The following is a 23,060-nucleotide window of genomic DNA, read 5'->3' as shown; positions in this document are numbered from 1 at the left end:
CTAGGGACAATATCTGCATTGTCCCTAGTATATAGATTTTACAATCCTAAAACATCAGCTCCCTGCTCAAAGATAATATCAACAGGAATATTTGCAGCCGAAAGTCTATCCAAATCTGCTTGCAAATCTGCTTTTATGATTCCCATTTCGTCAGCTAATTTTGTTACACCTTCGTAATCGCCATCACCTTGAAGTGTTAAGATTTTGGCAGAAAGTTCATTTACAGCCATCGCCATTTTATCAGGATTTACTTTGTATGTTCCGTCTGGTAATTTTTCAAAAGCTCCTTTTTCATTGAAGAAATTAAAACGAATCATATTTGCTTTTCCGTGTGCCGAAGCAGCTCCAAAACGAACTGAACGGAAAATACCAGCCAAAAATGTAGTATAATTATCCATTATTTGACCTTCTGAAAGTTCGCCCATTTCACGCAATTTGGTTACCATATACAATCCTAAAATATCAGCTTTTCCTTCTTCAAGTGCAGAAGCCATATCTTTTAACGATTCTCTAACTGTTCCTTTTTTATTGATTGTATTTTTGATTCCTAAACCATGAGCTACTTCATGAAACATGGTGTTTTCAAAGAAAGCATCAAAAGTAATGTGTTTTCTTTGTTCTGGCGTAATGAGCATTTCAGAAATTGGCATCAAAATTTGGTCAAATTTCGCTTTCATAGCATTCTTTAGCTGCGAACGACGAGTACCTTTTTTGAGTTGAACTTCTTCATCATTTGGAAGATTTACAGCAATGGTTTTGCTACCTGCGTTACAATCTCCCCCATAATAAACCACATCATAAGCATTGAGTTGAGAATCTGACCCAGGTTTTTCGGCTTTGTATTTGGCATCAACAGGCAAATCTTTTTGAAGTTGTGGTAAGAGTGCTGCATATTTTTCCAAACGCTCACTCCAAGATTTATCTTTTACCAAAACATAAGACGAATAAGCAGCTTTTTGTCCATATAAATGGTCTTCGTACGTTTCAATTGCACCAATAATAATATCAATTCCATTGGTTTTCATATCCATCCACGCCATATCACTCGCCATATACTTGTCTGTAACAAGCGCATCAGCACGAAGAGTAAGGTAATTTTTCAGACTTTTATCTTCTGCAACTTCAGCAGCTTGACGCAAATAATCAGCAGCTTTTTCTAATTCTGCTTTGTACTCTTCATTATAAGGAACTGTAATTAAATTTCCATCAGCATCTCTACGAAGAAGCGTATAAAGACTTGATTTTTCTTTGTTATCAAATGATTCATATTCTTCTTTTGTCATGTTGGTTGGGTAGAAGTTTGCGCCAAGAGGTTTTTCTCCTACACCTTCCATAAAAGGTTGATTTTCAGCCAATCTATCCCAAAGACCGTAATTTATCTGAACAAATTTTTTGGCATCAGCATTATCGATAGTAGCCATTAAGCTATCTTTATCGCCCATGTATGCCTGTTTCCAAAACAAACCATCCATTATTTTAGCAGCTTCAATAAGAAGTGGAATCATTTTTTTCTCACTTTCTGAAAGAATGCTAATATCGGTTGTTAGTTTGAAAGGAGCATAAATTTCTGGACGAACAAGCTCATTTTTAGACTCTTCTACTACTACACTTGTAGTATCAGTAGTTGTATCATCTGTTGCTTTTTTTTCTGGTGTACAGTTCCAAAAGCCTAGACAGATAGCCATTGACAGAACAGCTAATTTTGAAGTTTTTTGAATAGTCATGTTTTTTTTGAGGTTTGTGAGAGTTAAGTTAAATAATCAATACAATTTTTAAATACAGAGTCACAGAGAACACAAAGAATCAATTTTGAAATATGAGTTTTATTAAAAAAATCAATTCATAATTTACTACTATTTTTTCATTTCATTTTTTCTAACAATATCTACTACTTCAATTTCGAATCGCAGCATTGTAAAAGGAGGTATTCCTTGATGGTCTTTATTTCCAAAAGCAAAACGAGAGGGAGAAAAAAGACTGAGTTTAGAGCCTTCATTAGCAATCTGTGTGAAGGCTATTTGCCAAGCAGGCAGCACTTGTCTAGCTCCTACTACAAAACCTACTGTTTCGCCTTTTTTAGATTGATCTAATACTTGTTGAAAAGGGATAGTCCAAGTTTGATATGTAAAAGAAACACTGTCTCCTAGTTGTGCTGGCATTCCTGTTCCTTTTTCTTTGAATCTATAATAAAGTCCTAAGGGATGTTTTTTTGAGCCTTCAAAGACCAATTCTTTTTTCATATATTCTACAATTTTTTTATCTTGAATTGCTATTTGCTCTTGCGTACGCTTTTTAAGTCTCACCTCTTCATCTATATCGAAAGCAGCCTTACTCTGTGTGTTGTATAGTTTGACTACATAACGAATTTCCTTCATTTGCTCTCTTGTTTTTGCTCCAATTGGTAATTTGGTGTCTTTGATAGAATCTAAAACAACATAAAAAGTAGCACTATCTCCTACATTAAGCATTCTAAATCCTTCTTCTATTGCTCCTCGGTAAGCAGGTTTTAATAAAGGTTGTCCGACAGGCTCATTGAGTTTGTAGGTATCCGTAATTGTATCTCCATTGTCTGCTAGTAATAGGTAGTGCATTGTCATAATTTCATTATATTCAGGTTTTCTATTTTCAGGATAGTGAATATGATGAATATATTTTAGACCTGTTTCTGTAGTTTGTAGATTATCGTTACAAATTGCACCTTCTGGGCAGTTTTTATTTTCCTCACTGCCTGTACAAGAGTTAAATACAGATAAGAAAAAGATTGAAATAATAAATATAAACGGTTGAAAAGTGAATTTATTCATGTAAGAGAGTTTTATAATTTAAGAAATTAAATTCGTATTTTTATTTTTTTAGACCAGTTGAAGTTTAATAAAATAGAAAGCAAAATTACTAGATATTTTTCAGCTTCAATTATTTTTTAACAAAGTTAGTAGATTCAATAAAATTTATATGAATTAGGTATTTTTTGATGTACTTTTGAAGTAAGAAATCTAGCTTTCATTTTCTGGTTTACTCTTTTTTCAATCAAAACAGCCTATTTCATAGCGCAAATATACTTTAATTAAATTGGTATCATTTTGGCATAAATTGAAAATATACCACAAATATAACAAGACATAAATTATCATTAGATTGAAAAATCTATTAAAACAGCCTCTTTCACTTTACTATCACAGTTCTTGTAAAGTTGAGTAACTAATAAAGACTATTATATAGCACAAAAAATACAATGAAAAATAGAATAACATTTATATTACTTTCAGTTTTCCTTTTATTAGGACTAAAAAACTTGACTTTTGCACAAGTAGACTCTAATAAAGTGCTTATCAATACTACTGTCGTAGATTTCAAACAAAAAGTAAGACCTGGTGAAACTGTCATGTTTGTTAATACCCAAACTGGTGAAGTTTTCTCCAAAATTAGTGACAAAGAAGGAAAGTGTTTTTTTGTTTTGATAAAGGGCAGTGAATATCTTATCAAATATAAAAATTTTGGGAAAGATGTAGAATACCAAAAAGTTCAAATTCCTGATGTAGCACGTCTTAAGGAATTGAAAGTATTAGTGAAATTTCAACCAGCAACAGCTTATACACTTGATAATGTACTCTTCGAAACTGGAAAAGCAAATCTAAAAGGTTCTTCTTTTAAAGCTATTGACGAACTAGCATCAGCTATGACAGCTAAATCAACGATGGAAATAGAAATTGCAGGTCATACAGATAATGTAGGAGACAAAGATGCCAACCTAAAACTTTCACAAGAACGAGCTGAAGCAGTCCGTGATTATCTGATAAAAAAAGGAATTAATGCCAACCGTATTACAGCAAAAGGCTATGGAGACACCAAACCTGTTGCCGATAATAGTACAGACGCTGGGAAGCAGCAAAATCGCCGTACAGAAGTTAAAATAATTAAAGAATAAAATCATCTTCTAATTTTTATTTTAGAAAAATATATATTTAAACTGACTATTTTTTATTAAGTAGTCAGTTTTTTTGCTTATTTTATTTTTGATGATAACTTTGAATTTTATTTTCAATACTACCTTAAAAACAATTATTATTTTATATGAAATTAATCACACCTTTTACTCACTTTTATTCAATTCTATTTTTGCTCTCTTTCTCATTCTTGGCTTTTAGTTGTGAGAGTACAAAACAACCTGAAAATACGTATGCAGTACGGATAAAGCCTGCCTTTTTGAGTATTGATGAATCGCCTACAAATGCCAAAAATTGGGATCCTGTAAATATGTTTTCTTACGACCACAAACCAGATGTATATTATGAAATTTGGCTAGGGCAAGACCGTTTGTTTGAATCTGAATCTATAAAAGATGAATTTACACCAAAATGGGATAAAGTAAAACCTTTTTATATTCCAGATACCAAACCAAATGCAGAACTCACTATCAAATTCTATGATTTTGATAAAAAAATGGGTGTAAAAACAGGTCGTTTTTATAATAATGATGACCTTATTGGAGAGATTAAAATTTCAATTGATGAGATTCGAAAAAAAGCTCAAAGTTTTGATACACTTCGTTTTGGCAATGTAAAGGCTTGTGTTTTTGCAGAACCTGTTATGAAGTAAAATCAGTTATCAAAAATAAAATTGATTATGAATGGTTTGTTTTGAGTTTCTTACATTTTGTAATAACGAATCTAATGAAAATTATAATAATATTGCTAGTAGTAGGTTGCTTACTATCTGCTTTACTTGTCTGTATTGAGTTTTTAATTTATCTTTTCATAAATAAAAGAGTATTTAATAAAAACTTAGAAAAAACTATTGATGTTTTGGTAATTGTAGGATTACCTTTTTTGTATTTCATACTTCTAGAAAAAAGCACAAATGACTGTTGTAGTGAAAGTGCTACTTTTTCTCCAGAACACAGACTTACAATTTACGTTCTGATGGGTATTTCTATTTTAGCAGGTATTTATTCTATTTTTAAACAGAAAATACTAAGTCCTGTTTTAGAAGTTTTTGTCAATGCTACTTTATTGCTTGGATTTGTACTTAATATTTTTGTAGCCATTCAAGTAAAAGAAATAGCCATTTTAGGGAATCTACCAATAAGTATTGTATTTGTTTTCCAACTTATAAAAAGTCAAAATCAATTCCTAGAATCTAATTTTATTCAGCTTTCAGAAGTACAAAAATTGACTAATCCAATAGAAAAAATGGCTTGGAGAATCTTGCGTCTTGAGCCTATTATAAAATATCCTATTTTGCTGATTTTGGCTTTGCCTATCTTGGTAATTATTGTTTGTTTTCTATTGTTGTTCGGTCAAAAGCCAGATTCTATAATTCGTGCTTTTACAGATACCTATAAACACGGTTTTTCTCAGCTTGACTATATGTGCGATAATGTAAATTGTGGAGGACATTTCTTGTGTTCGGTAGCTGCAAATGGTCATTCAGACGTTGTAAAGCCTGTTAGATATGGAGAAAGAGGTGGAAACAAAATTATTTGTAATCGCCAGCTTTTGGTAGCAAATGCTTTTGAAGAATTGCTAGAAGAAAACTTTCCAAAACTACATCATCTAATAAGACGAAATTATAATAAAGTTGGAAATGTAGTCCACAAATATTATAGCATTTTTAATAATAAATTTGTAGCTGATTCTGTCTATTTTCTAATGAAACCTTTGGAGCTTATTTTTATTATTATGCTCTATACTTTTGATAGAAAACCTGAAAATAGAATTGCAAAACAGTATTTGAATAAGAATGATAGGAGGGAATTGCAGGGAATAGAGAATAGAGAGTAAAAATACATTAAGAAAAAAGGTTTCAAAAAGACATAATGCTTTTTGAAACCTTTTTTAGTTATGAAATATTTTTTTATCTAAAAACTATACTTTTTCTGTACCCAACTCTTGTTCTTTCAAAACACGTCTAAGAATTTTACCCACATTAGATTTTGGCAATTCATCTTTAAAAACTACGTGTTTTGGTACTTTGTAACCTGTCAAATGTTCTTTACAGAAAGCTCTTATTTCTTCTTTTGTAAGGCTGTCATCTTTCTTTACGATACAAGCCATAATTGCCTCATGTGACTTTTCATCTGGAATTCCGATTACTCCTACTTCCAAAACTTTATCATTAAGCGCAATTACACCTTCAATTTCGTTTGGATAAACATTGAATCCTGAGACCAAAATCATTTCTTTCTTTCTATCAACAATTTTGAAATAGCCTTCTTCATCCATTATTCCAATATCTCCAGTTTTGAAGTAATCACCTATCATTACATTTGCTGTTTCTTCAGGGCGTTGCCAATAACCTTTCATAATTTGAGGTCCTTTTCCACAAATCTCTCCTGGTTGTCCGAGTTCTACATCGTTGCCTGCATCATCCAAAATGCGTACTTCTGTACTTGGAAGAGGAAGCCCAATCCAACCAATACGAACATCTCCTGATAAAGGATTTACGATAAGTCCTGGTGAAGTTTCTGTCAAGCCATACGCTTCTGCAATTGGCTGTCCTGTTACCTCTTTCCAACGATTATTTACAGCTTCTTGTACTGCCATTCCACCACCTAGAGCTACTTTAAGATGAGAAAAATCTACATTTTTAAATTCTGGCTGATTCAAAAGACCATTGAAAAGTGTATTTACACCACTAATAAGACCCATTTTGTGTTTTTTGAGTTCTTCTACAAAACCTGCCATATCTCTAGGGTTTGTAATCAGAACATTTTTCACTCCGTAACGCAAAAATCCAAAGCAGTTGAAGGTAAGCGCAAAAATATGATAGAGTGGAAGTGCCGTAATTCCAGTTTCTACTCCTTCTTTAATCGGACTAGCATTTATCCAAGCAACAAGTTGTTGCATATTGGCTAAAATATTTCTGTGAGTTAGCATTGCTCCCTTCGAAACACCTGTCGTTCCTCCTGTATATTGCAAAAATGCTACATCGCCAGAATCAAATTTTGGTTTGCTATAATTATATTTTTTTCCTTCATAAAGCGCATCTTTAAAAGAAATTTCTTGTGGAAGAGAATAAGAAGGAACCATTTTCTTCAAATATTTAATAGCCATATTCATAGCCCAACCTTTCAAACCACCTACCATATCAGCTACTTCTGTAACAATTACATGCTCTATACTTGTATGCTTAATAATTTTTTCAAGATTAGAAGCAAAGTTTGCCAAAATCAAAATGCCTTTTGCACCAGAATCTTTAAACTGATGTTCCATTTCTTTTGGCGTATAAAGAGGATTTGTGTTTACGACAATCAATCCTGCACGCAATATGCCAAAAATAGCAATTGGATACTGAATTAAATTAGGCGATTGAATAACAAAACGGTCGCCTTTCTGTAATCCTTTTCTTTGTAGATAGGCTGCAAAGGCTGCACTTTTTTCATCTAATTCATTAAATGTAAGTGTTGCACCCATGTTTTCATAAGCGATTTTATCGCCATATTTTGCAATGCTTTCTTCGAATAATTCCAAAAGTGAAGAATATTCATCAGGATTTATTTCTGCTGGAATGCCTTCTGGGTATGATTTGAGCCAAATTTTGTCCATAATATATGTTGAAGAGTAAGAGTGAGTTAGGTTTTTTTGTGAGAATAGACTTTACAGTTTGCTATCAGAATCCTTGATTGAAACAAAGCAATTATAAATGTATCTACTAAACTATAGTAATGCTATTAGTGATACAAGATATTACTTTTACAGGTCATTTTCAAACTAATTCAGAATCAAAAATAGATTTATTTTGAAATATCCTTTAAAATCAGAATTTTTTTAGGCTAATGCAAATAAACACCATATTTTTTTTCATTATCTAAGATAACTTCAATTCGTTCCTGCAAAGTAGTAGATAATCGAAGCCCAGCAAAATCGGCTGCAATAGGAAAAGAATGATGTCCTCTATCTATCAAAACTGCTGTATGAAGTTCCTTAATTCTTACTTTTAAAAACGGACGAAGACTATAGGCAAGGGTTCTGCCTGTATTCAAAACATCATCTATCAAAACAATAGATTGGTTTTCGAAAACAGAAGTTTCGCAATCTAAGACTACTTCGCTTTGAGTAGGTTGAAGTTTATCCAATCGAATACAGATTTGTGTTATCTCTAATGGCGATATTTGTTCTAGTTCTTTGGCTAGTTCTTTTGTCAGAAGCATTCCCATTCCTTCAATTCCTGCCAAAATGAGCGTTTTTTCTTCAAAATTTTCTTCATAAATCTCAAAGGCTAGTCTGCGTATTTTTTGCTTTGTTTGTTCAGAATTAAGGATTTGACCTTCTGTTTGATTTAATTTAGTTGAGGATTGCAAAATCAGTTATTTTTTAATTGAGAATAGTTTTGATTTGGATAGACTAAGATACTATTTTTTTTATTACAACATTTTACCAAGCGCATCTAATTTGTCAAAAAAAGAGGATAAAATTTCAAACAAATAACCAACTGCTATTATAAGAGCTACAAAAGCTAAAAATGAAAGCACTAAAAACAAAATCAAAGAGAGTAATGAACCATAAAACAAAGCCCAAATAAAGATTCTATTTTTACTTTTTTTACTAGATATAGCAAAGGTAATTCCGAAGGCTAAAGTTGAGCAAACAAGTATTTCTACAATCAAGAAAAAATTGTGTACTGGTTCTATATAAGAAATCCACAAAGCATTGAAAACAATGACTAAAACTAATCTAAGATATTTCATTTTTTCTACGTCTTTAGTTACAAATACGGATTGACTAAAAGCTAAATGTAACAGAAAATGATTGCAAACAAGAATTCTGATAATTTTTACAAAAGTTGGTTTTAAAATCATAAAACACTTATTTAAGTCTATTTATTGATTAAATAAAAATTATTAAAAGTCAGTTTTTCAAAAATAAGTTATTCGTTGCACATACTTTTCTACGTTTTTGCCGTATTAGAAAATATAGAAAACTTAATTGTTCTGTTTATCTCTCAACCTTCAATGAGGTATAAAGCCGTTGTTGAGGAAACAAAAACTCTAATTCCATTTTACCAATAAAATTCTACTACAATGAACTATCACAAACTCAATTCAAAATTTATTTTATCTCTTTTATTTCTTATTATTTTTTCCTTTTCTCTTTCTTCTTGTGGCATTGTCCGACCGGGAGAAGTGGGAGTAAAACAGCGTTTTGGAAAAATAATTGGAGGAGTTCGACAACCTGGGATGTATTTGCATAATCCTTTTTTTAGTAAGATTGTTAAAGTTCCGACCCGAACAATAAATATGTATGCTTCTCTTACTTCCTTACCTACAAAAGAGGGTCTGAATATTAGTTGTGATTTGTCGGTATTGTTTCATATTGAAGAAAAATATGCCTTACAAGTAGTGCAAACAGTAGGAGTAAAAAATGGCGAAAATATAATTATGAGTGTACTTCGCTCATCAGTAGCTGATGTAACAGCACAGTTTGCAGCCAAAGATTTATATACTTCAGAACGCCACCAAATAGAAACTGCTATTGCTGAAAAAATGACAGAGCGTTTGGGAGATAGAGGTTTTAAGGTAGAGTCTATTCTTTTAAAAAGTATTATTTTACCTGCTCAACTTTCTAGAACCATAGAAGAGAAATTACAAGCCGAACAACAATCTCAAACTATGAAATTTGTTTTGGAACGTCAAAGGCAAGAAGCCGAACGAATGAAAATTGAAGCCGAAGGAATTCGTGATGCTCAAAAAATTATTAGTGAATCACTTAATGAAATAGCTCTAAAATATTTGAGTATAGAAGCATTTAAAGACCTTTCAAAATCTAATAATGCAAAAGTAATTATCACAAACGGAAAAACTCCTTTTTTGATAAATGAAGATGGAGATTAATCATTCTCAGTTTAATATACAATATTTCAAAAGTAAGTTATTTTTGAAATACTAAACGTTATCACGGTTAATTTAGTAATGTTTATTTTTCCATAACGACAGGTTTGCAAACCTGTCGTTATGGAAAAATAAGAGTGTTTTGCTTTTTTCTAACTAATTGATTATTAGACCTGTAAATAACCGTGATAACGTTTACTGTATTTAGTCTTTAAAACAACAAAGACAAATAAGACTTATTTTTATCATTCAGAATCTTGAAATAAGCTGGAGAAGTCAAATGTTTGATTTGTTCTTTTGTAAGTCCATAGAGTTCTGCAATTAGTAAATCATTTTCAGCTTGTAGCTTATCTTTTTGTTTTTGAGTAGTTGGAATTTCTGTTTTTTTGACTTCAAAATTTACTTTATCTTTTAGCTCTTCTAAGTTTGTAGTATTCGAAAGATTCAATAAAAGCGCATTTTTGATAAGTGTTTGATAGGTTTTATTTTCTGAAAGCTCGGCATCACTTGGCTGTGGAATAGGAAGACGCATTAAAATTGATTTTACCACATTAATATCAACCATAAAACGAATTATAAAATCAACAATTAGACTATTCAGAATAGCTTGAACAAATAAAACTCGCTCTAAAGGAATTTCATCAATTACTACTTTTTCATTTTTAAAAGCATACTTTTTTGCGATATGACCAAACATAGAGTGCCCAAAAGTATGATTTGATGGAATAATTCCTGTAATCAAAGTTCTTGAATCTGTATTTCTAGCTATTCCCCTATACATTAATCTAGGAAAATCTTTATCAAAAACTACAAACTGTTCTAATTCTTCTTCTTCATTCAATCCTAAGAACTTCAAAACACTGCTTTTCTTACTAGATTTATTACTCGTTTTGTTTGCACTTCCTACGCTCTGTTTTTCTACTGGAATAAACTCATAAATATCTTTTATCAGTCTATTGACTTCTGTTTTGATAAGTTTTGCTTCAAACTCGTCTTTCTTTATCCAATAATTGGGCTGCGCTAAATTATTGGTGTATTGATGAATCATTTTTCCTTCATACAAAATCATTTCGTCCTTTTGTTCTTGAAACAAATCCCTATCACTTGTCATATGAAGTTCATTTCTAAAATCAATATAATCTGGATTTATTACATCAAAACGCTTATAGGCATTTCGAATAATGTCCAAATCTTTTTGGTCTTTGATTTCGAAAAGAGCGTGATGCAATGATGAAAGCGTATAAATATCTTCGTACGGATATTCTAAAATTCCTTTTCTGCCATCGTAAGTTTCTGTTTTGTAGAGAATTTCTGTATCCGTTTGCATAAAACGAACAGGCAAAGTTTTTCGTTTTTCTTTACTTTTATCTAATTGCGTAATCTGAAAAACAGCAAATTTGTAACTACGATGAACGTCAGGAAAAATGGCTTTTTTATTTTCAAATTGATAGAAAAATTCTAATTGATAGTTTTCAAAAATATGCTTTCTGATATTGATAGAAGAGTCTTCATAAATCCAAGCTGACGGAGTAATATAAGTCAGTGTTCCGTCTTTGGTTAGCAAACCTAGATTTTGTTCGATGAAAAAACGAAATAAATTATTATCTCCCACACCTGCATTATGAGGATAATAATTTTTATAATATTCATTTGCAAAAACTACAAAATCCTTTTTTGTATCGTATTCGTTCTGAATTCCTTTATAATCCAAAACATTTTGGCGAGTGGCTGCCTTTTCTTTGTTTTTCATTGTTCTGTACGAACTTCTCCACATAGAGAAAAAATCAGCATCACTAAATTTTGTTTTGTCCCAAGGTGGATTTCCGATAATCAAATCAAAACCTCTATGTCCATTTTGGAACACTTCGGCAAAACTAATTTCATAATTGAAGAAACTAAATTTTTCGGCTGTTTTTTCGATGCGTTCTACTAAATCAGCATTCTTTTTATTGAATATTTTTTCTTCAAAATCAGTCAAAGTGGCATTTAGCAAATCCAATTCTTTTTGTGCTTCGGCTTTACTCTCAAAAATGAAAGGAACAAAACGCTTGTAGGTATGAAAATTCATAGCCAAATTGAGCTGTTGCAAAGAAGGTTCTAGCTTTTTATAAATTGCTTTGGATTGTGCTATTTCTTCGGCTGTCGTATCTTTTAGATTAGAAAGCTGCGATAAATCTTCAATAATTTTGGCTACTTTGTTTTTAAAAGAGTCTGCAAACAGATTATTGTCAGTCTGCAAACTTTTATATAATTCTTCTTTTCTTGCTCCAACAAGCGCATTTCCTTTCTTGATATGATGCTCAATAAAACTAAGAGGTGTTCCCAAAATAAATGTATCTAGCCAAAGTGAAAGGCGAGTAAGTTCGATAGCAAACTCATTCAAATCTACTCCAAAAATGATTTTTTTGAGCAGTATTCTTTTCAAAATTCTGAGTTCGTCTATTTGGTGATATTCAATTGGATTGAGCTGAGAAAGTGTTTGGAGAATAGTTACTTTCTCAGTTTCTATGGTTTGTTCTAGTTTTTTATCTGTTCCATTTTCTATTCGTTTGAGTGCTTCACTGGTCAGAACATCTAAAGAAGCAATCAAAAAATGTCCACTTCCACAAGCGTTATCCATCAAACGCAAATCTAAAATACTTTTCTTTTTTTCTTCATTTTCTTTTAGTAATTTTTGGATAGATTCTTCAGCCATAAAATGTGTAATATCTTGTGGCGTATAATAAGAAGCTGTCGTTTTTCGGTTTCCAGACTGATTGGAAAGATAGAGTTCATCGTTTTTATAAAAACGCTCTTCCAAAATCGTAATTTTCTTATTTTTCTTTTTTTCTTGATAATCATAACTATCAAAATAGCCTTCTTTTTCTGTTTTGCCATCTAAAAAAGTAAGGTAATATGTTCCTTCAAACGCCTGTCTAAATTCGGATTCTAAAAGCCCTTCATAAATATTTCCTAAATGTGTAACCGAAAGCGTTTTGTAATCTCTATATGCTTGAAACAATTCATCGCCTTTATGATACAAAAGTAAAGTCAGAATTTGTTCTATATCTTTATTGCTCAGTACCAAAGGAAGTTTGAGTAGTGGAGCTTTATGTTCTGCAAACAAACCACCATTTAGAAGAGGCATTTCCAGATCGATATTTCCATAATTGAGATAATCAAAAAAGTGTTTCATCATATTCCAACCATTGTGCTTTTCAGGCAAGTGTTTATCCATTTTGACAAACGCTAATAAATTTCGTAGAGGGTGAAACTCATCTACTGCCTCCATACCAAAGACAGGATTTCGAAACTGCCCTTCAAAATAAGCTACAAATAAAAGACGAAATCCAAAAGTGAGAGAGTTAGCATAAATTTCTTTGATAGAATACTCATTGCCATAACGAGCAAAAAGTCGCTGTCCAATCATTTCAATAATAGAATCTTTACCATAGATAAGCTCTTTGAGGTCTTTTTCTACTTCCAAGATGTATTCTTGATTTAGCTCTGAAAATGTTTTTTCTTTTGTAGCAATTCCTCTTTCTTTGTTGTAAAGTTTGAGTATTTGTTCTTTGTGAAAATTATAATAAAAATACTCAAAAGCTCTGTAATCGTCATTCTGAATAATCCATTCTAAGTCAATTTCGAAATAAATTTTGTCTTGTTTTGGATTTGTAATATCATAAAAACGCCATTTTTGTCCATTTGTAAGAAACCCATAATTGATTCTCAAATCAGATTGATAACGCAGAAGCTGAAAATGTGGATTTTTAGTTGTTGTTTCTCTGTTATCCAAATTCACTTTATAGGCTTTAGATTCACATAAAGCCAAAATATTTTCTATACTAGATTTGTCTTTTCCTCCACTTATTCGTTCTACTTCCTCACTTTCAAAAAGGGCAAAATCAGGTTTATGAATTTTTCCAAATACTTTTTTTGTGATTTGATAGGTATAACCATATCCAATTTCTATCAAAATCGCTTTTACAAATTTGTCTTCCAGTTGTGCTTCTGAAAGCTCTACAATATTTAATTTGTTGTAAAGAATTTTTATATTTTCAAATGCTTTTTGGCAGTCTTTTTTATAGTCTCTATCAAAATAATTCTTCATTTCGTATTCTAAAAAATACGCATTGAAATAGGTGTTATCTGTAAATTGTGCGAAATAAGTAGTATTATCCATTCTGTGTATAGCTCTATATATATCGGAAAATTCTTTTTTTTAATATAGATTCAAAGTGCATAATAAATTAGCTACGCTGCTCCTTCGCATAAACAGGGTTAAAACCCTGTTCAATTAAAAAAAGTAACAACAATTTGTTATGACCCGATTCAAAGATAGTGAATTTTGCTATTGGTCTTTTATTATAACAAAAAAAGTTGGAACAAATTTACAAAAACAATATAGTCTATTTTTAGTCTTTTTGTGGTTGTTGGTGTCGCTGTCGCTAAAACACCAACAACGGCATTTTGATATAAAAAAACAGCTTGAAGTAAAAACTTACTGAAGCTGTTTTGTGATTAATAAAAATCTTGCTGTTGTCGGTATCTCACCGACGAAACAGACATAAACTAAAAGACATTATTTCTAAACTTGCTCTAAGCATATTTATCTACATAGCCTTGCAAACCTTCTTTGCTTCCTATTCCAGAAGCTACAAAAGACCATTCATTATTTTGTTTTACAAGTCTTCCAAACTCTACATCAGTATCATTTGGAAATTCTTCGTCTAGGTCATAAATCAGTATTTGTCTATCCGTTTTGACATCTACAATACGAATATAAGCATCCTTTAAAAGTCCAAAATGATGACGACGGGTCGCAGCTTCGTGAATAGTGACAGCCAAAATAAGTTCTGTTACTTCAGGATTTATGGTAGCAAGATTGACCAAAATCATTTCATCATCTCCATCGCCGTCGCCTGTTCGATTGTCGCCCAAATGTTGAGCAGAGCCATCAGGAGATTTCAAATTATTATAAAAAACTAAATATTCATCCGAAATAAGTTTTCCATTTTTTCCAATCATAAACATAGATACATCCAAATCTAGTTTGTTAGATGTTTTCATATCCCAGCCTAATCCTATCATTATTTTTTCTAAGCTAGGTTCTTTTTTTGTTAAATTAAGTGTACTTCCTTTTGTGAGTTTGATTGACATATTTTAATAAATTTAGATTTTAGAAGTATGAATTTAGAATTCTAAATTGAAGGGTATTGAAATTAGTTCTACCTTCTAAATTCAGAACTCTAAATTGGTTTTATAAATATTCATCAGCAATAATATCTAATGTTTGGCTCATCTGAGGTGCAGCAATAGCTTCTCCAATGGCTTTAAACTCCCATTTTCCAGAAGCATGTCGTATCATTTTTCCCATAACCATTGAGGTATGCCCTGCAAATTTTGGTTCAGATGACAGATTAAATGTAGCTAAAACTTCTCTTACTTCTCTTCTATTTCCTTCAAAAATTCGAATCTTAGAATAAGGAATTTCTGCAAAATCTTGTCCTTTGTATGAGTTTAAAAAGAAGATAAGTTGGGTTGCTTCTACATTAATTTTGTTGAGTTCGATTTCAATGATTTCATTGTCAAAATCATCTGTTTTGCTATCACCTTCTCTATCATCGCCACTATGAACGATAGCTTTATCTTTAGAAACAAGTGAAGAATAATAAACTAAATCAATTCGGTTTCCGTCTTTATCAAAAATGGCAACACTTCCATCCAAATCTACACTTTCATTGCTAGAAACCAAACCAAAAAGTTGTTTTGTTTTTATCATTCCCCAGTTTACACCAATACAAATTCGGTCATAGGTTTTACCAGCTTTTTCTAAAGAAATAGAACTTCCTTTTTTGAGATTAATACCTGTTTTTTTATTTAATGAAATACTCATATATAAATTTAGATTTTAGAATTATGAATTTAGAATTAAATGCAATGATATAAAGTTAGATTTTAGAAGTCAGAATGAAATTAGAAATTTGTCATTAATTCTAAAATCTAATTTCTGACTTCTAAATTTATTTAAGCGTATTTGTCTAAAAATGCCTGTAAACCTCCATTTTCACCTACTCCAGAAGCTATAAACGACCATTCTCCGTTTTCTCTAACTAATCTTCCAAACTCTACATCTGTATTTGAAGAAAATTCTTCATCTAAATCATAACGTAAAATTTCTCTATCCGAACTCACATCAACAATTCTGATATAAGCATCTTTCAACATTCCATAATTATGACGACGAGCAGCAGCTTCATGAATAGAAGCCACAAAAATAAGTTCATTTACATCTGATGAAACAAGAGGCAAGTTTGCCAAAACCATTTCGTCATCACCCTCACCATCACCAGTTCGGTTATCGCCTGTGTGCTGAATAGAACCATCTGGCGATTTGAGGTTATTGTAAAAAACAAAATATTCGTCAGCAGGCACTTTACCAGAAGCTCCTACCATAAAAACAGATACATCAAGGTCTAATTTTACACCTGACTTCATTTCCCAGCCAAGTCCGACCATTACTTTTTCTAAACTAGGTTCGTTTTTAGAGAGGTTGAAACGTCCTCCTTTTTTTAGCGAAATTGCCATTTTTTGAGTTATTTTAAGTGTGAAATTGAATAAATAAATTTAGATTGTACGTTGTTAAAACATAGTAAATATTTTTCTATTATTACCGTTTTTCAACTGAATAGATAATTATTTACCAAAAAATTTTTTCATTTGTTCTTCTTTACTGAGTTGTTCTTGTGTTTTTTTTGATTCTTGTTTAGGCATTTCTTTCTTTTTTTCTACTTTCTCATCCTTTTCAAAAAAATCATTTATAACTGATTTTTTGACATCTTTGGTAGAATCATTTTCTACGTTTTTACTTTGAGAAAAAAAGTTATTTAGAATATCTGATTTGTTTTCTGTTGCTTTATTTTCCTTCTCAAAATGTGCCTTAATTTCGTCTTCTAGGTTTTTATTTTCTGTATTATTTACTGTTTTTGTATGTGTTGTCTTGAACTGTTCTAAAAGATTCTTTCGTTTTTCTTCTAACTGTTTTTTCTCATTTTGCTTTTGCTGCTGCGTTTTATTTTCGTTTCTACTAAAAAGCTGTTCAATTCTTTTTCTCTGTTTTTCTTGAATTTTCTCTTGTTCTTGTTGTTGATAGTTTTCGAATTTCTTATTTATTTTTTCATCTATATCTTGTAAAGAATTAGCTTCTAGTCCATCAATTTGATTTTCGATATCCAAAACACCATCTACCAAATCCACTTCAATTTGTGCCTGATTTACTTTATCTTCAAATAAATCTATTTCATTAGAAATCTCTAAATCATTAAGCACTAATTGTAGTTCTCGTTGATTTTTTGCGTTTTGAAGTTTGTTGATGAGTAAAACTTCTTTTGTTTTTAGTTCTTGTAGTTGTAAAGTCAGCTTTTGCTTTTGAAGTTGCATTTGCTGCCAAGTCTGTAACACATTATTATAAAGTGTTTCGAATTCTCTCTTTTGTTTTTCTAGATTTTCTTTTTGAAGAATATGCGAACTAGCAAGTGATTTATTTTTACTTCTTAGAGCATACTGCAAAGCCGTTTCTTCTTGCTGAATGGCATATTTTATCTGTTCTATTTTTTGATATAATTCTTCTTTATTTTTTCTTACGTTTTCCCAAATGACACTATTTTTTTGGATAGCTTGTTCAATTTGCACAATTGCCAATTTAAAGATTTGACTTGCATCTCCTCTTTCTGCTTTTTCTTGCTCTATACGAGCATGTTCTTCATTGGCTTGCAAAATTCTGCTGATTCTTTTCCACATAGTTTTTTTGAGAATAATGGCATACAAAAATTAAGTTTGTATCACATCAAAGTAGTTAAAATTTAATAGATGAATGATAATAAAGATAGAACTATTTAAAGAGGTTTATACATCTTGTATGTATGTTGTTATACGCAAAAATGTTAAAAAGGATAGGAAAAATCTAAAAAAAAACAAACTTAATGAACATCAAATTCATTAATCAACTGATTTACAGAAAGTTGTAATCACACATGACACTACTTTATTTTCTAACTAGAACAATACCTTTGCTTATTTATCTTGAAACAGAGTAAAAGAAATAGTTGTCTGATGATTTTTGTGGTAAGGTAAAAAATTTATTTGTCTTTCTGTTCTGTTAGGAACTACATATTGGTAGGGCTTCAAGATTTTTAATACAAAATGCGACCAATATACAACTCCTACGGAGTAAATGATTTTTAACTTTTCTGTTTTTATCTACTCCTAACGGAGTAAAAATCAAAATTTCTCAATAGCCTTACGGCTATGTTAAGAACACCGACGACTTCCACAAGAAATATCAGCCAAGCAAAAATGACATACTAAACATTGAAAACAAACCGACAAAATGGCAGTAAAACTAAAATCAAAACGACACAAAAAGACAAAATTTACACTCAAAAAATCATTTTTGGTATTGGCATATTGTATGTAAAGACTACAACGAAAGTGTCACATACAAAATCAAACAAACTCAAAATAGAGTTTAATAAGATAAGCGTGATGACATAAAAATTATGTATTCATTCACTATTAAATAAACTAGACAACTATGGCTGATGTAAATATTCGTCCTTTAGCAGACCGTGTATTGGTTGCTCCTGATGCAGCAGAAGAAAAAACGGCAAGTGGAATCATCATTCCTGATTCGGCAAAAGAAAAACCACAACGTGGAAAAGTAATCGCAATAGGAAATGGTAAAAAAGACGAACCAATTACTGTAAAGGTAGGTGATAACGTTCTTTATGGTAAATATTCAGGTACAGAAATCAATGTAGAAGGACAAGATTACCTTATCATGCGTGAATCTGACATTTATGCAGTTGTTTAATTAAACAATAAGTCATTGGTGGAGACACCAACAACGGCAAACAAAAATGTTAGATTTTTTTATGGATTTATTTTTTAGACAAGTAGCAATTTGATGTAATCAAATTCTATCTATTCAATTTCATAAAAACACATTTCTACAAAAAATTTTAATAGAACAAAAAAAACATTCAAAATATTATGGCTAAGATAGTAGTATTCGATACAGTAGCTCGTGAAAGACTTAAAAAAGGCGTTGATGCTTTGGCAAACGCAGTAAAAACAACTTTAGGACCTAAAGGTCGTAATGTAGTTATAGACAAAAAATTTGGCGCACCTTCAGTTACTAAAGATGGTGTAACAGTTGCCAAAGAAATTGATTTGAAAGACCCTATCGAAAATATGGGTGCACAGCTTGTAAAAGAAGTAGCTTCAAAAACGGCTGATATGGCTGGTGATGGTACTACAACTGCAACTGTTTTGGCTCAAGCTATCTTTAATGCAGGTATCAAAAATGTTGCTGCTGGTGCAAATCCAATGGATTTGAAACGTGGTATGGACAAAGCTGTAATTAAAGTAGTTGAGAGTTTGAAATCTCAATCTAATCCAATCAAATCGTCTTCAGAAGTTGCTCAAGTAGGTGCAATCTCTGCAAACAATGACATGGAAATCGGTAAAATGATTGCTGATGCTATGGATAAAGTGGGTAAAGATGGTGTAATCACAGTAGAAGAAGCTCGTGGTACTGAAACAGAAGTAAAAACTGTTGAAGGTATGCAGTTTGACCGTGGTTATTTGTCTCCTTATTTTGTTACTAATACAGAAACAATGGAAGTTGAATTAGAAGATGCTTATATTCTAATTTATGACAAAAAAATCTCTTCTATGAAAGAACTTCTTCCTATTTTGGAACAAGTTGCTCAAAGTGGTAAACCTTTGGTTATCATTTCAGAAGATGTTGATGGCGAAGCATTGGCTACTTTGGTAGTAAACAAAATTCGTGGTGCTCTCCGTATTGCTGCTGTTAAAGCTCCAGGTTTTGGTGACCGTCGTAAAGCTATGTTGGAAGATATTGCTACTCTTACAGGTGGTACACTTATCAGCGAAGAGCGTGGTTACAAATTAGAAAGTGCTGAAGTGTCTTACTTAGGACGTGCTGAAAAAATCACTATCGACAAAGACAATACTACAATTATCAATGGTGCTGGCGAAAGCGATAATATCAAACGTCGTATCAACGAAATCAAATCTCAAATTGAGAAAACAACTTCTGATTATGACCGTGAGAAATTGCAAGAGCGTTTGGCTAAATTAGCTGGTGGTGTTGCAATCCTTTATATCGGTGCAGCTACAGAAGTAGAAATGAAAGAGAAAAAAGACAGAGTAGATGACGCATTACACGCAACTCGTGCAGCCGTACAAGAAGGTGTAGTACCTGGTGGTGGTGTAGCATTTATCCGTTCTTTGGATTCTTTGAATGACTTTGTTGTTGGTAAAAATGGCATCGAAAACCAAGACCAAGAAACAGGTGTAAATATTATCCGTCAAGCTCTTGAAGCTCCTCTTCGTACTATCGTTTCGAATGCAGGTCTTGAAGGCTCTGTAATTGTACAGAAAGTAAGAGAAGGAAAAGGCGATTTTGGTTACAATGCTCGTGAAGATAAATACGAAAACTTAGTAGCTGCTGGTGTTCTTGACCCAACTAAAGTTTCTCGTTTAGCTCTTGAAAATGCTGCTTCTATTGCTTCTCTTTTACTCACTACTGAGTGTGTAATTGCAGACGATCCAGAAGAGAAAGAAGCTATGCCTTCTGCTCCTGGTATGGGTGGCATGGGTGGAATGATGTAAGAATCATTTCCTTAAAAACTTGCAGCGTATTTTTAGCATTCTCTTTTGAAATGTACGCTACAAAACTTAAAAAGTCATTTCTTCTTTGAAAAAAGAGGGAATGACTTTTTTGTATATAGCTTTCACTCAAAAAAAGGAACTTGAAAACCACTTGAGCTTAAGAGTAAATTGATACGTATAAGTGTTTTGTTGAGGTAATTTTTTTGCTCTCCTTCTATATTCCCTTTGATAGTAAAATGAAATTCTAAAAGAAGTGAATTAATTTTAGCAATATCTAATTTACCTTTGATTCTTTCAGCTGAAAGCAAACATTCTATCATAGCAAAAAGTCTATCCATTACCATGACATCAGCTTTTCCATAATAAAGAATAGGAGATATATAGCGATACATCAAATTATAAAGAGAATAAGTTTCTTCCCAAAGTCGTTGAGTTCCTTCTTTATCTGTGTAACAATATACTCCTTCACGCAGGGCTTTTTCTATAAAAATCAAAGTCATATAATTAATTGTACGGATAGCTGTTTCAGGGTCATTTATCCCTGGACTTAATGCTTTTGTTGCTATTTCACTTAATTGTTTGATTCCATAAACATAATTGTCTTGAATATATTCATTATCATAAAAAACAAACTCTTCCAAAATTTCATTCATTGCTTCTAATCCAATTTCTTTATTTACCTTCAATAAAGGAGTTCCGATAACAAGAAATGAACCTTCTTCTAAGTTGATAAATAACTCAATATCATATTTTTTAGCCAACTTAACTATTTTTTCTCTATTGCATTCTCTAAAATAGCCACTCTGATTACTAATAATGGTATGCCAGTCTGACACTTTATCAAAAACGGTTTGATAGTCTTGATAATTACTTACTTTCTTTGATTCTAACTCATTAAATGTCTTATTATAAACCATCAAAATAATATTATCTACCTGTACTGAACGAGAAATTGAATGAATAAAATAGATGAACAGAACAAGAGATAAAACCCCAAAACACATTCCTACAAAAATGCTTAGCTGGGGAATATAAATTCCTTCTTCAGTTTTTCCTATATTTACGATAAGCAAAAGGCAGTACAGAATTGTTGCTAGATATGTTCCCAATACAATTTGGTAAGATTTGTTTGTCAAAACCCCTGGAACAACACGAGGAGAAAAAGCTGTTGCTGCCTGATTTAGAACAACCATTACCATTGAAAAATTAAAGACCATCAATGAAATAATCCCTCCAATAAAGGCATTGAGTACAAAACGAGCATTGTCCGCACCTGTTACTAAAGCAAATTTCAGAACTTCTTTAGCTTCTTTACTTAGTTCAGAATTTTCAAAAGTCATCATAAATATAGAAAGTCCTACCGAAAAAATAGCCATCAAAGAAGGTAGAAAAATAATGCTATTTGTAAGAGCTAAATAGGTCTTACGAACATACTGATAAGGTCTTTTGAACATAAAATAAAAAAAACATACGATGGAAAAGAAATCATTTAGTAAAGCAACCTGACAAAGCACAAATAGTTAGTGAAATTTTATTTTAAAATAAAATAAGGCGAATTAGGATTTAGTTTATTCTGAATTCTTTTAAAAATAGAAGGTTTTCCAAACTGCTTTTGAAATGCTTTTTCAGTTTGTTTTTTTCCTTCATTTTCAATAAAAAATGGAATTTCATTTACTTCTACAAAATCTGTAACAGCAGTATTAAAAAACAAATCTTCTTCAGTACAGTGTGTTCCTGTTGCATCAAAACCTGTATTTTGAGCTAATGATTTTTTAGGAAATAAGAACCAACCTTTTTCTAAAAACATAGTTGACATAAAAAAAACTGCCCAAGAATCTATTTTATTCTCTTTTTGAGCTTCCAAAATCTGATAATAATAATAACTACCAAAGTTATATTCTTTTGGTGTAACTGAGTTTTGACTAAATTTTTGAAAAATACTCTCAATATCAAAATCTATTTTATCCCAAGTTCTTTTCCAAGTAGCCCAACCCCAAGAGCTATTTACAGGAAGAAAAAAGGTTTGTTGTTGTACCATTTTTTCATTATCTAAAGGAAAAGCAGAAGCAGAAATTCCCCAAATTTTATCTTCATTTTCATATTTTTCTAAGGCATCATTCATATATTTTAAAAAGCCTTTTTGTGGAACAATATCATCTTCCAAAACAATTATTTTTTCATATTTATTGATTTGTTTAGTAATTCCTTCTTTTACTGATTTGGCTAAACCTTTATTTGATTGAGCTTCATAAATTTCTATACTCAGAAAATCACTTTCTTTTTGTTCTTTGAAATCTCTCAAAACTTGCCTCGTTTGTTCAATTTCTTCTTTGTCTTTTGAAGTAACATTTGGTTTTGCTCCATCTGAATAAATAATAAGAGGAGTATCTTTTGAGTTTTGACACACTGCCAAAGCCTCCAAGACTTGCCTAGTATGATTGGAACGCTTATAAACGAATAAAATGACAGGAGAAAGCATATAAGGAATCGTAAATTATTAATTGTGAATGATAAATGACCTTGAGTGCTTGAATATCAATCATTTATAATTTTAAAA

Annotated in this window: 18 protein-coding genes; 6 read left to right on the top strand and 12 right to left on the bottom strand. The window is 31.5% G+C overall.

Annotated elements, in window-relative coordinates; all coding sequences use genetic code 11:
* Positions 1-38: 38 nt before the first annotated feature.
* Together V9L05_RS13785 and V9L05_RS13780 are read right to left on the bottom strand one after the other, a co-directional pair.
* Positions 39-1,724, bottom strand: coding sequence for a Zn-dependent hydrolase (locus V9L05_RS13785; RefSeq protein ID WP_338812479.1), 1,686 nt, complete (start codon positions 1,722-1,724; stop codon positions 39-41).
* A gap of 129 nt (positions 1,725-1,853) precedes the next feature.
* Complete coding sequence (locus V9L05_RS13780) at positions 1,854-2,804, bottom strand: FKBP-type peptidyl-prolyl cis-trans isomerase (RefSeq protein ID WP_338812478.1); 951 nt, start codon at positions 2,802-2,804, stop codon at positions 1,854-1,856.
* A 428-nt stretch (positions 2,805-3,232) separates the two neighbouring features.
* Here V9L05_RS13780 and V9L05_RS13775 point away from each other — a divergent pair, with 428 nt between their 5' ends.
* From V9L05_RS13775 to V9L05_RS13765, 3 genes are all read left to right on the top strand, one after another.
* The gene (locus tag V9L05_RS13775; RefSeq protein ID WP_338792672.1) at positions 3,233-3,925 is read left to right on the top strand and encodes an OmpA family protein; all 693 of its coding nucleotides are present in this window, start codon (positions 3,233-3,235) and stop codon (positions 3,923-3,925) included.
* 146 nt (positions 3,926-4,071) lie between these two features.
* Positions 4,072-4,596 (top strand): hypothetical protein, encoded by a 525-nt coding sequence (locus V9L05_RS13770; RefSeq protein ID WP_338812477.1) that lies wholly within the window; start codon positions 4,072-4,074, stop codon positions 4,594-4,596.
* Between the two features lie 74 nt (positions 4,597-4,670).
* A complete protein-coding gene (locus V9L05_RS13765) occupies positions 4,671-5,780 on the top strand; it encodes a DUF6688 family protein (RefSeq protein WP_338812476.1) in 1,110 nt (369 codons plus the stop codon).
* 84 nt (positions 5,781-5,864) lie between these two features.
* Here the strand turns inward: V9L05_RS13765 and V9L05_RS13760 are convergent, their stop codons facing one another.
* From V9L05_RS13760 to V9L05_RS13750, 3 genes are all read right to left on the bottom strand, one after another.
* Complete coding sequence (locus V9L05_RS13760) at positions 5,865-7,544, bottom strand: AMP-binding protein (RefSeq protein ID WP_338812475.1); 1,680 nt, start codon at positions 7,542-7,544, stop codon at positions 5,865-5,867.
* 227 nt (positions 7,545-7,771) lie between these two features.
* Positions 7,772-8,299 (bottom strand): phosphoribosyltransferase family protein, encoded by a 528-nt coding sequence (locus V9L05_RS13755; RefSeq protein ID WP_338812474.1) that lies wholly within the window; start codon positions 8,297-8,299, stop codon positions 7,772-7,774.
* A gap of 63 nt (positions 8,300-8,362) precedes the next feature.
* Complete coding sequence (locus tag V9L05_RS13750) at positions 8,363-8,686, bottom strand: hypothetical protein (RefSeq protein WP_338812472.1); 324 nt, start codon at positions 8,684-8,686, stop codon at positions 8,363-8,365.
* A gap of 333 nt (positions 8,687-9,019) precedes the next feature.
* Between V9L05_RS13750 and V9L05_RS13745 the strand changes: the two genes are divergently transcribed.
* Positions 9,020-9,829 (top strand): prohibitin family protein, encoded by an 810-nt coding sequence (locus V9L05_RS13745; protein WP_338812470.1) that lies wholly within the window; start codon positions 9,020-9,022, stop codon positions 9,827-9,829.
* A gap of 208 nt (positions 9,830-10,037) precedes the next feature.
* Here the strand turns inward: V9L05_RS13745 and V9L05_RS13740 are convergent, their stop codons facing one another.
* The 5 genes from V9L05_RS13740 to V9L05_RS13720 form a co-directional block, all read right to left on the bottom strand.
* Positions 10,038-13,988, bottom strand: coding sequence for a DNA methyltransferase (locus tag V9L05_RS13740; RefSeq protein WP_338812469.1), 3,951 nt, complete (start codon positions 13,986-13,988; stop codon positions 10,038-10,040).
* Positions 13,989-14,404: 416 nt separating this feature from the next.
* Positions 14,405-14,965, bottom strand: coding sequence for a TerD family protein (locus tag V9L05_RS13735; protein WP_338812468.1), 561 nt, complete (start codon positions 14,963-14,965; stop codon positions 14,405-14,407).
* A gap of 100 nt (positions 14,966-15,065) precedes the next feature.
* Positions 15,066-15,701, bottom strand: a complete 636-nt coding sequence (locus V9L05_RS13730; protein WP_338812467.1) for a TerD family protein — start codon at positions 15,699-15,701, stop codon at positions 15,066-15,068.
* Between the two features lie 131 nt (positions 15,702-15,832).
* The gene (locus tag V9L05_RS13725) at positions 15,833-16,393 is read right to left on the bottom strand and encodes a TerD family protein (RefSeq protein ID WP_338792682.1); all 561 of its coding nucleotides are present in this window, start codon (positions 16,391-16,393) and stop codon (positions 15,833-15,835) included.
* Between the two features lie 108 nt (positions 16,394-16,501).
* Positions 16,502-17,605 carry a hypothetical protein gene (locus V9L05_RS13720; protein WP_338812466.1) on the bottom strand — a complete coding sequence of 368 codons (1,104 nt, stop codon included), beginning with the start codon at positions 17,603-17,605 and terminating at the stop codon, positions 16,502-16,504.
* Positions 17,606-18,398: 793 nt separating this feature from the next.
* Between V9L05_RS13720 and V9L05_RS13715 the strand changes: the two genes are divergently transcribed.
* Positions 18,399-18,677, top strand: a complete 279-nt coding sequence (locus tag V9L05_RS13715) for a co-chaperone GroES (protein WP_338792684.1) — start codon at positions 18,399-18,401, stop codon at positions 18,675-18,677.
* Between the two features lie 179 nt (positions 18,678-18,856).
* Positions 18,857-20,503 (top strand): chaperonin GroEL, encoded by a 1,647-nt coding sequence (groL, locus tag V9L05_RS13710; protein WP_338792685.1) that lies wholly within the window; start codon positions 18,857-18,859, stop codon positions 20,501-20,503.
* A gap of 122 nt (positions 20,504-20,625) precedes the next feature.
* On the opposite strand, the gene V9L05_RS13705 is transcribed toward groL, so the two are convergent.
* A complete protein-coding gene (locus V9L05_RS13705; protein WP_338812464.1) occupies positions 20,626-21,957 on the bottom strand; it encodes a DUF2254 domain-containing protein in 1,332 nt (443 codons plus the stop codon).
* Positions 21,958-22,034: 77 nt separating this feature from the next.
* On the bottom strand, positions 22,035-22,982 hold the full coding sequence (locus V9L05_RS13700) for a hypothetical protein (protein WP_338812462.1): 948 nt from the start codon (positions 22,980-22,982) through the stop codon (positions 22,035-22,037).
* Positions 22,983-23,060: the final 78 nt, after the last annotated feature.

The organism is Bernardetia sp. Wsw4-3y2 (genome assembly GCF_037126295.1).
Classification (GTDB): domain Bacteria; phylum Bacteroidota; class Bacteroidia; order Cytophagales; family Bernardetiaceae; genus Bernardetia.
This window is presented reverse-complemented; position numbering and strand designations above follow the sequence as displayed.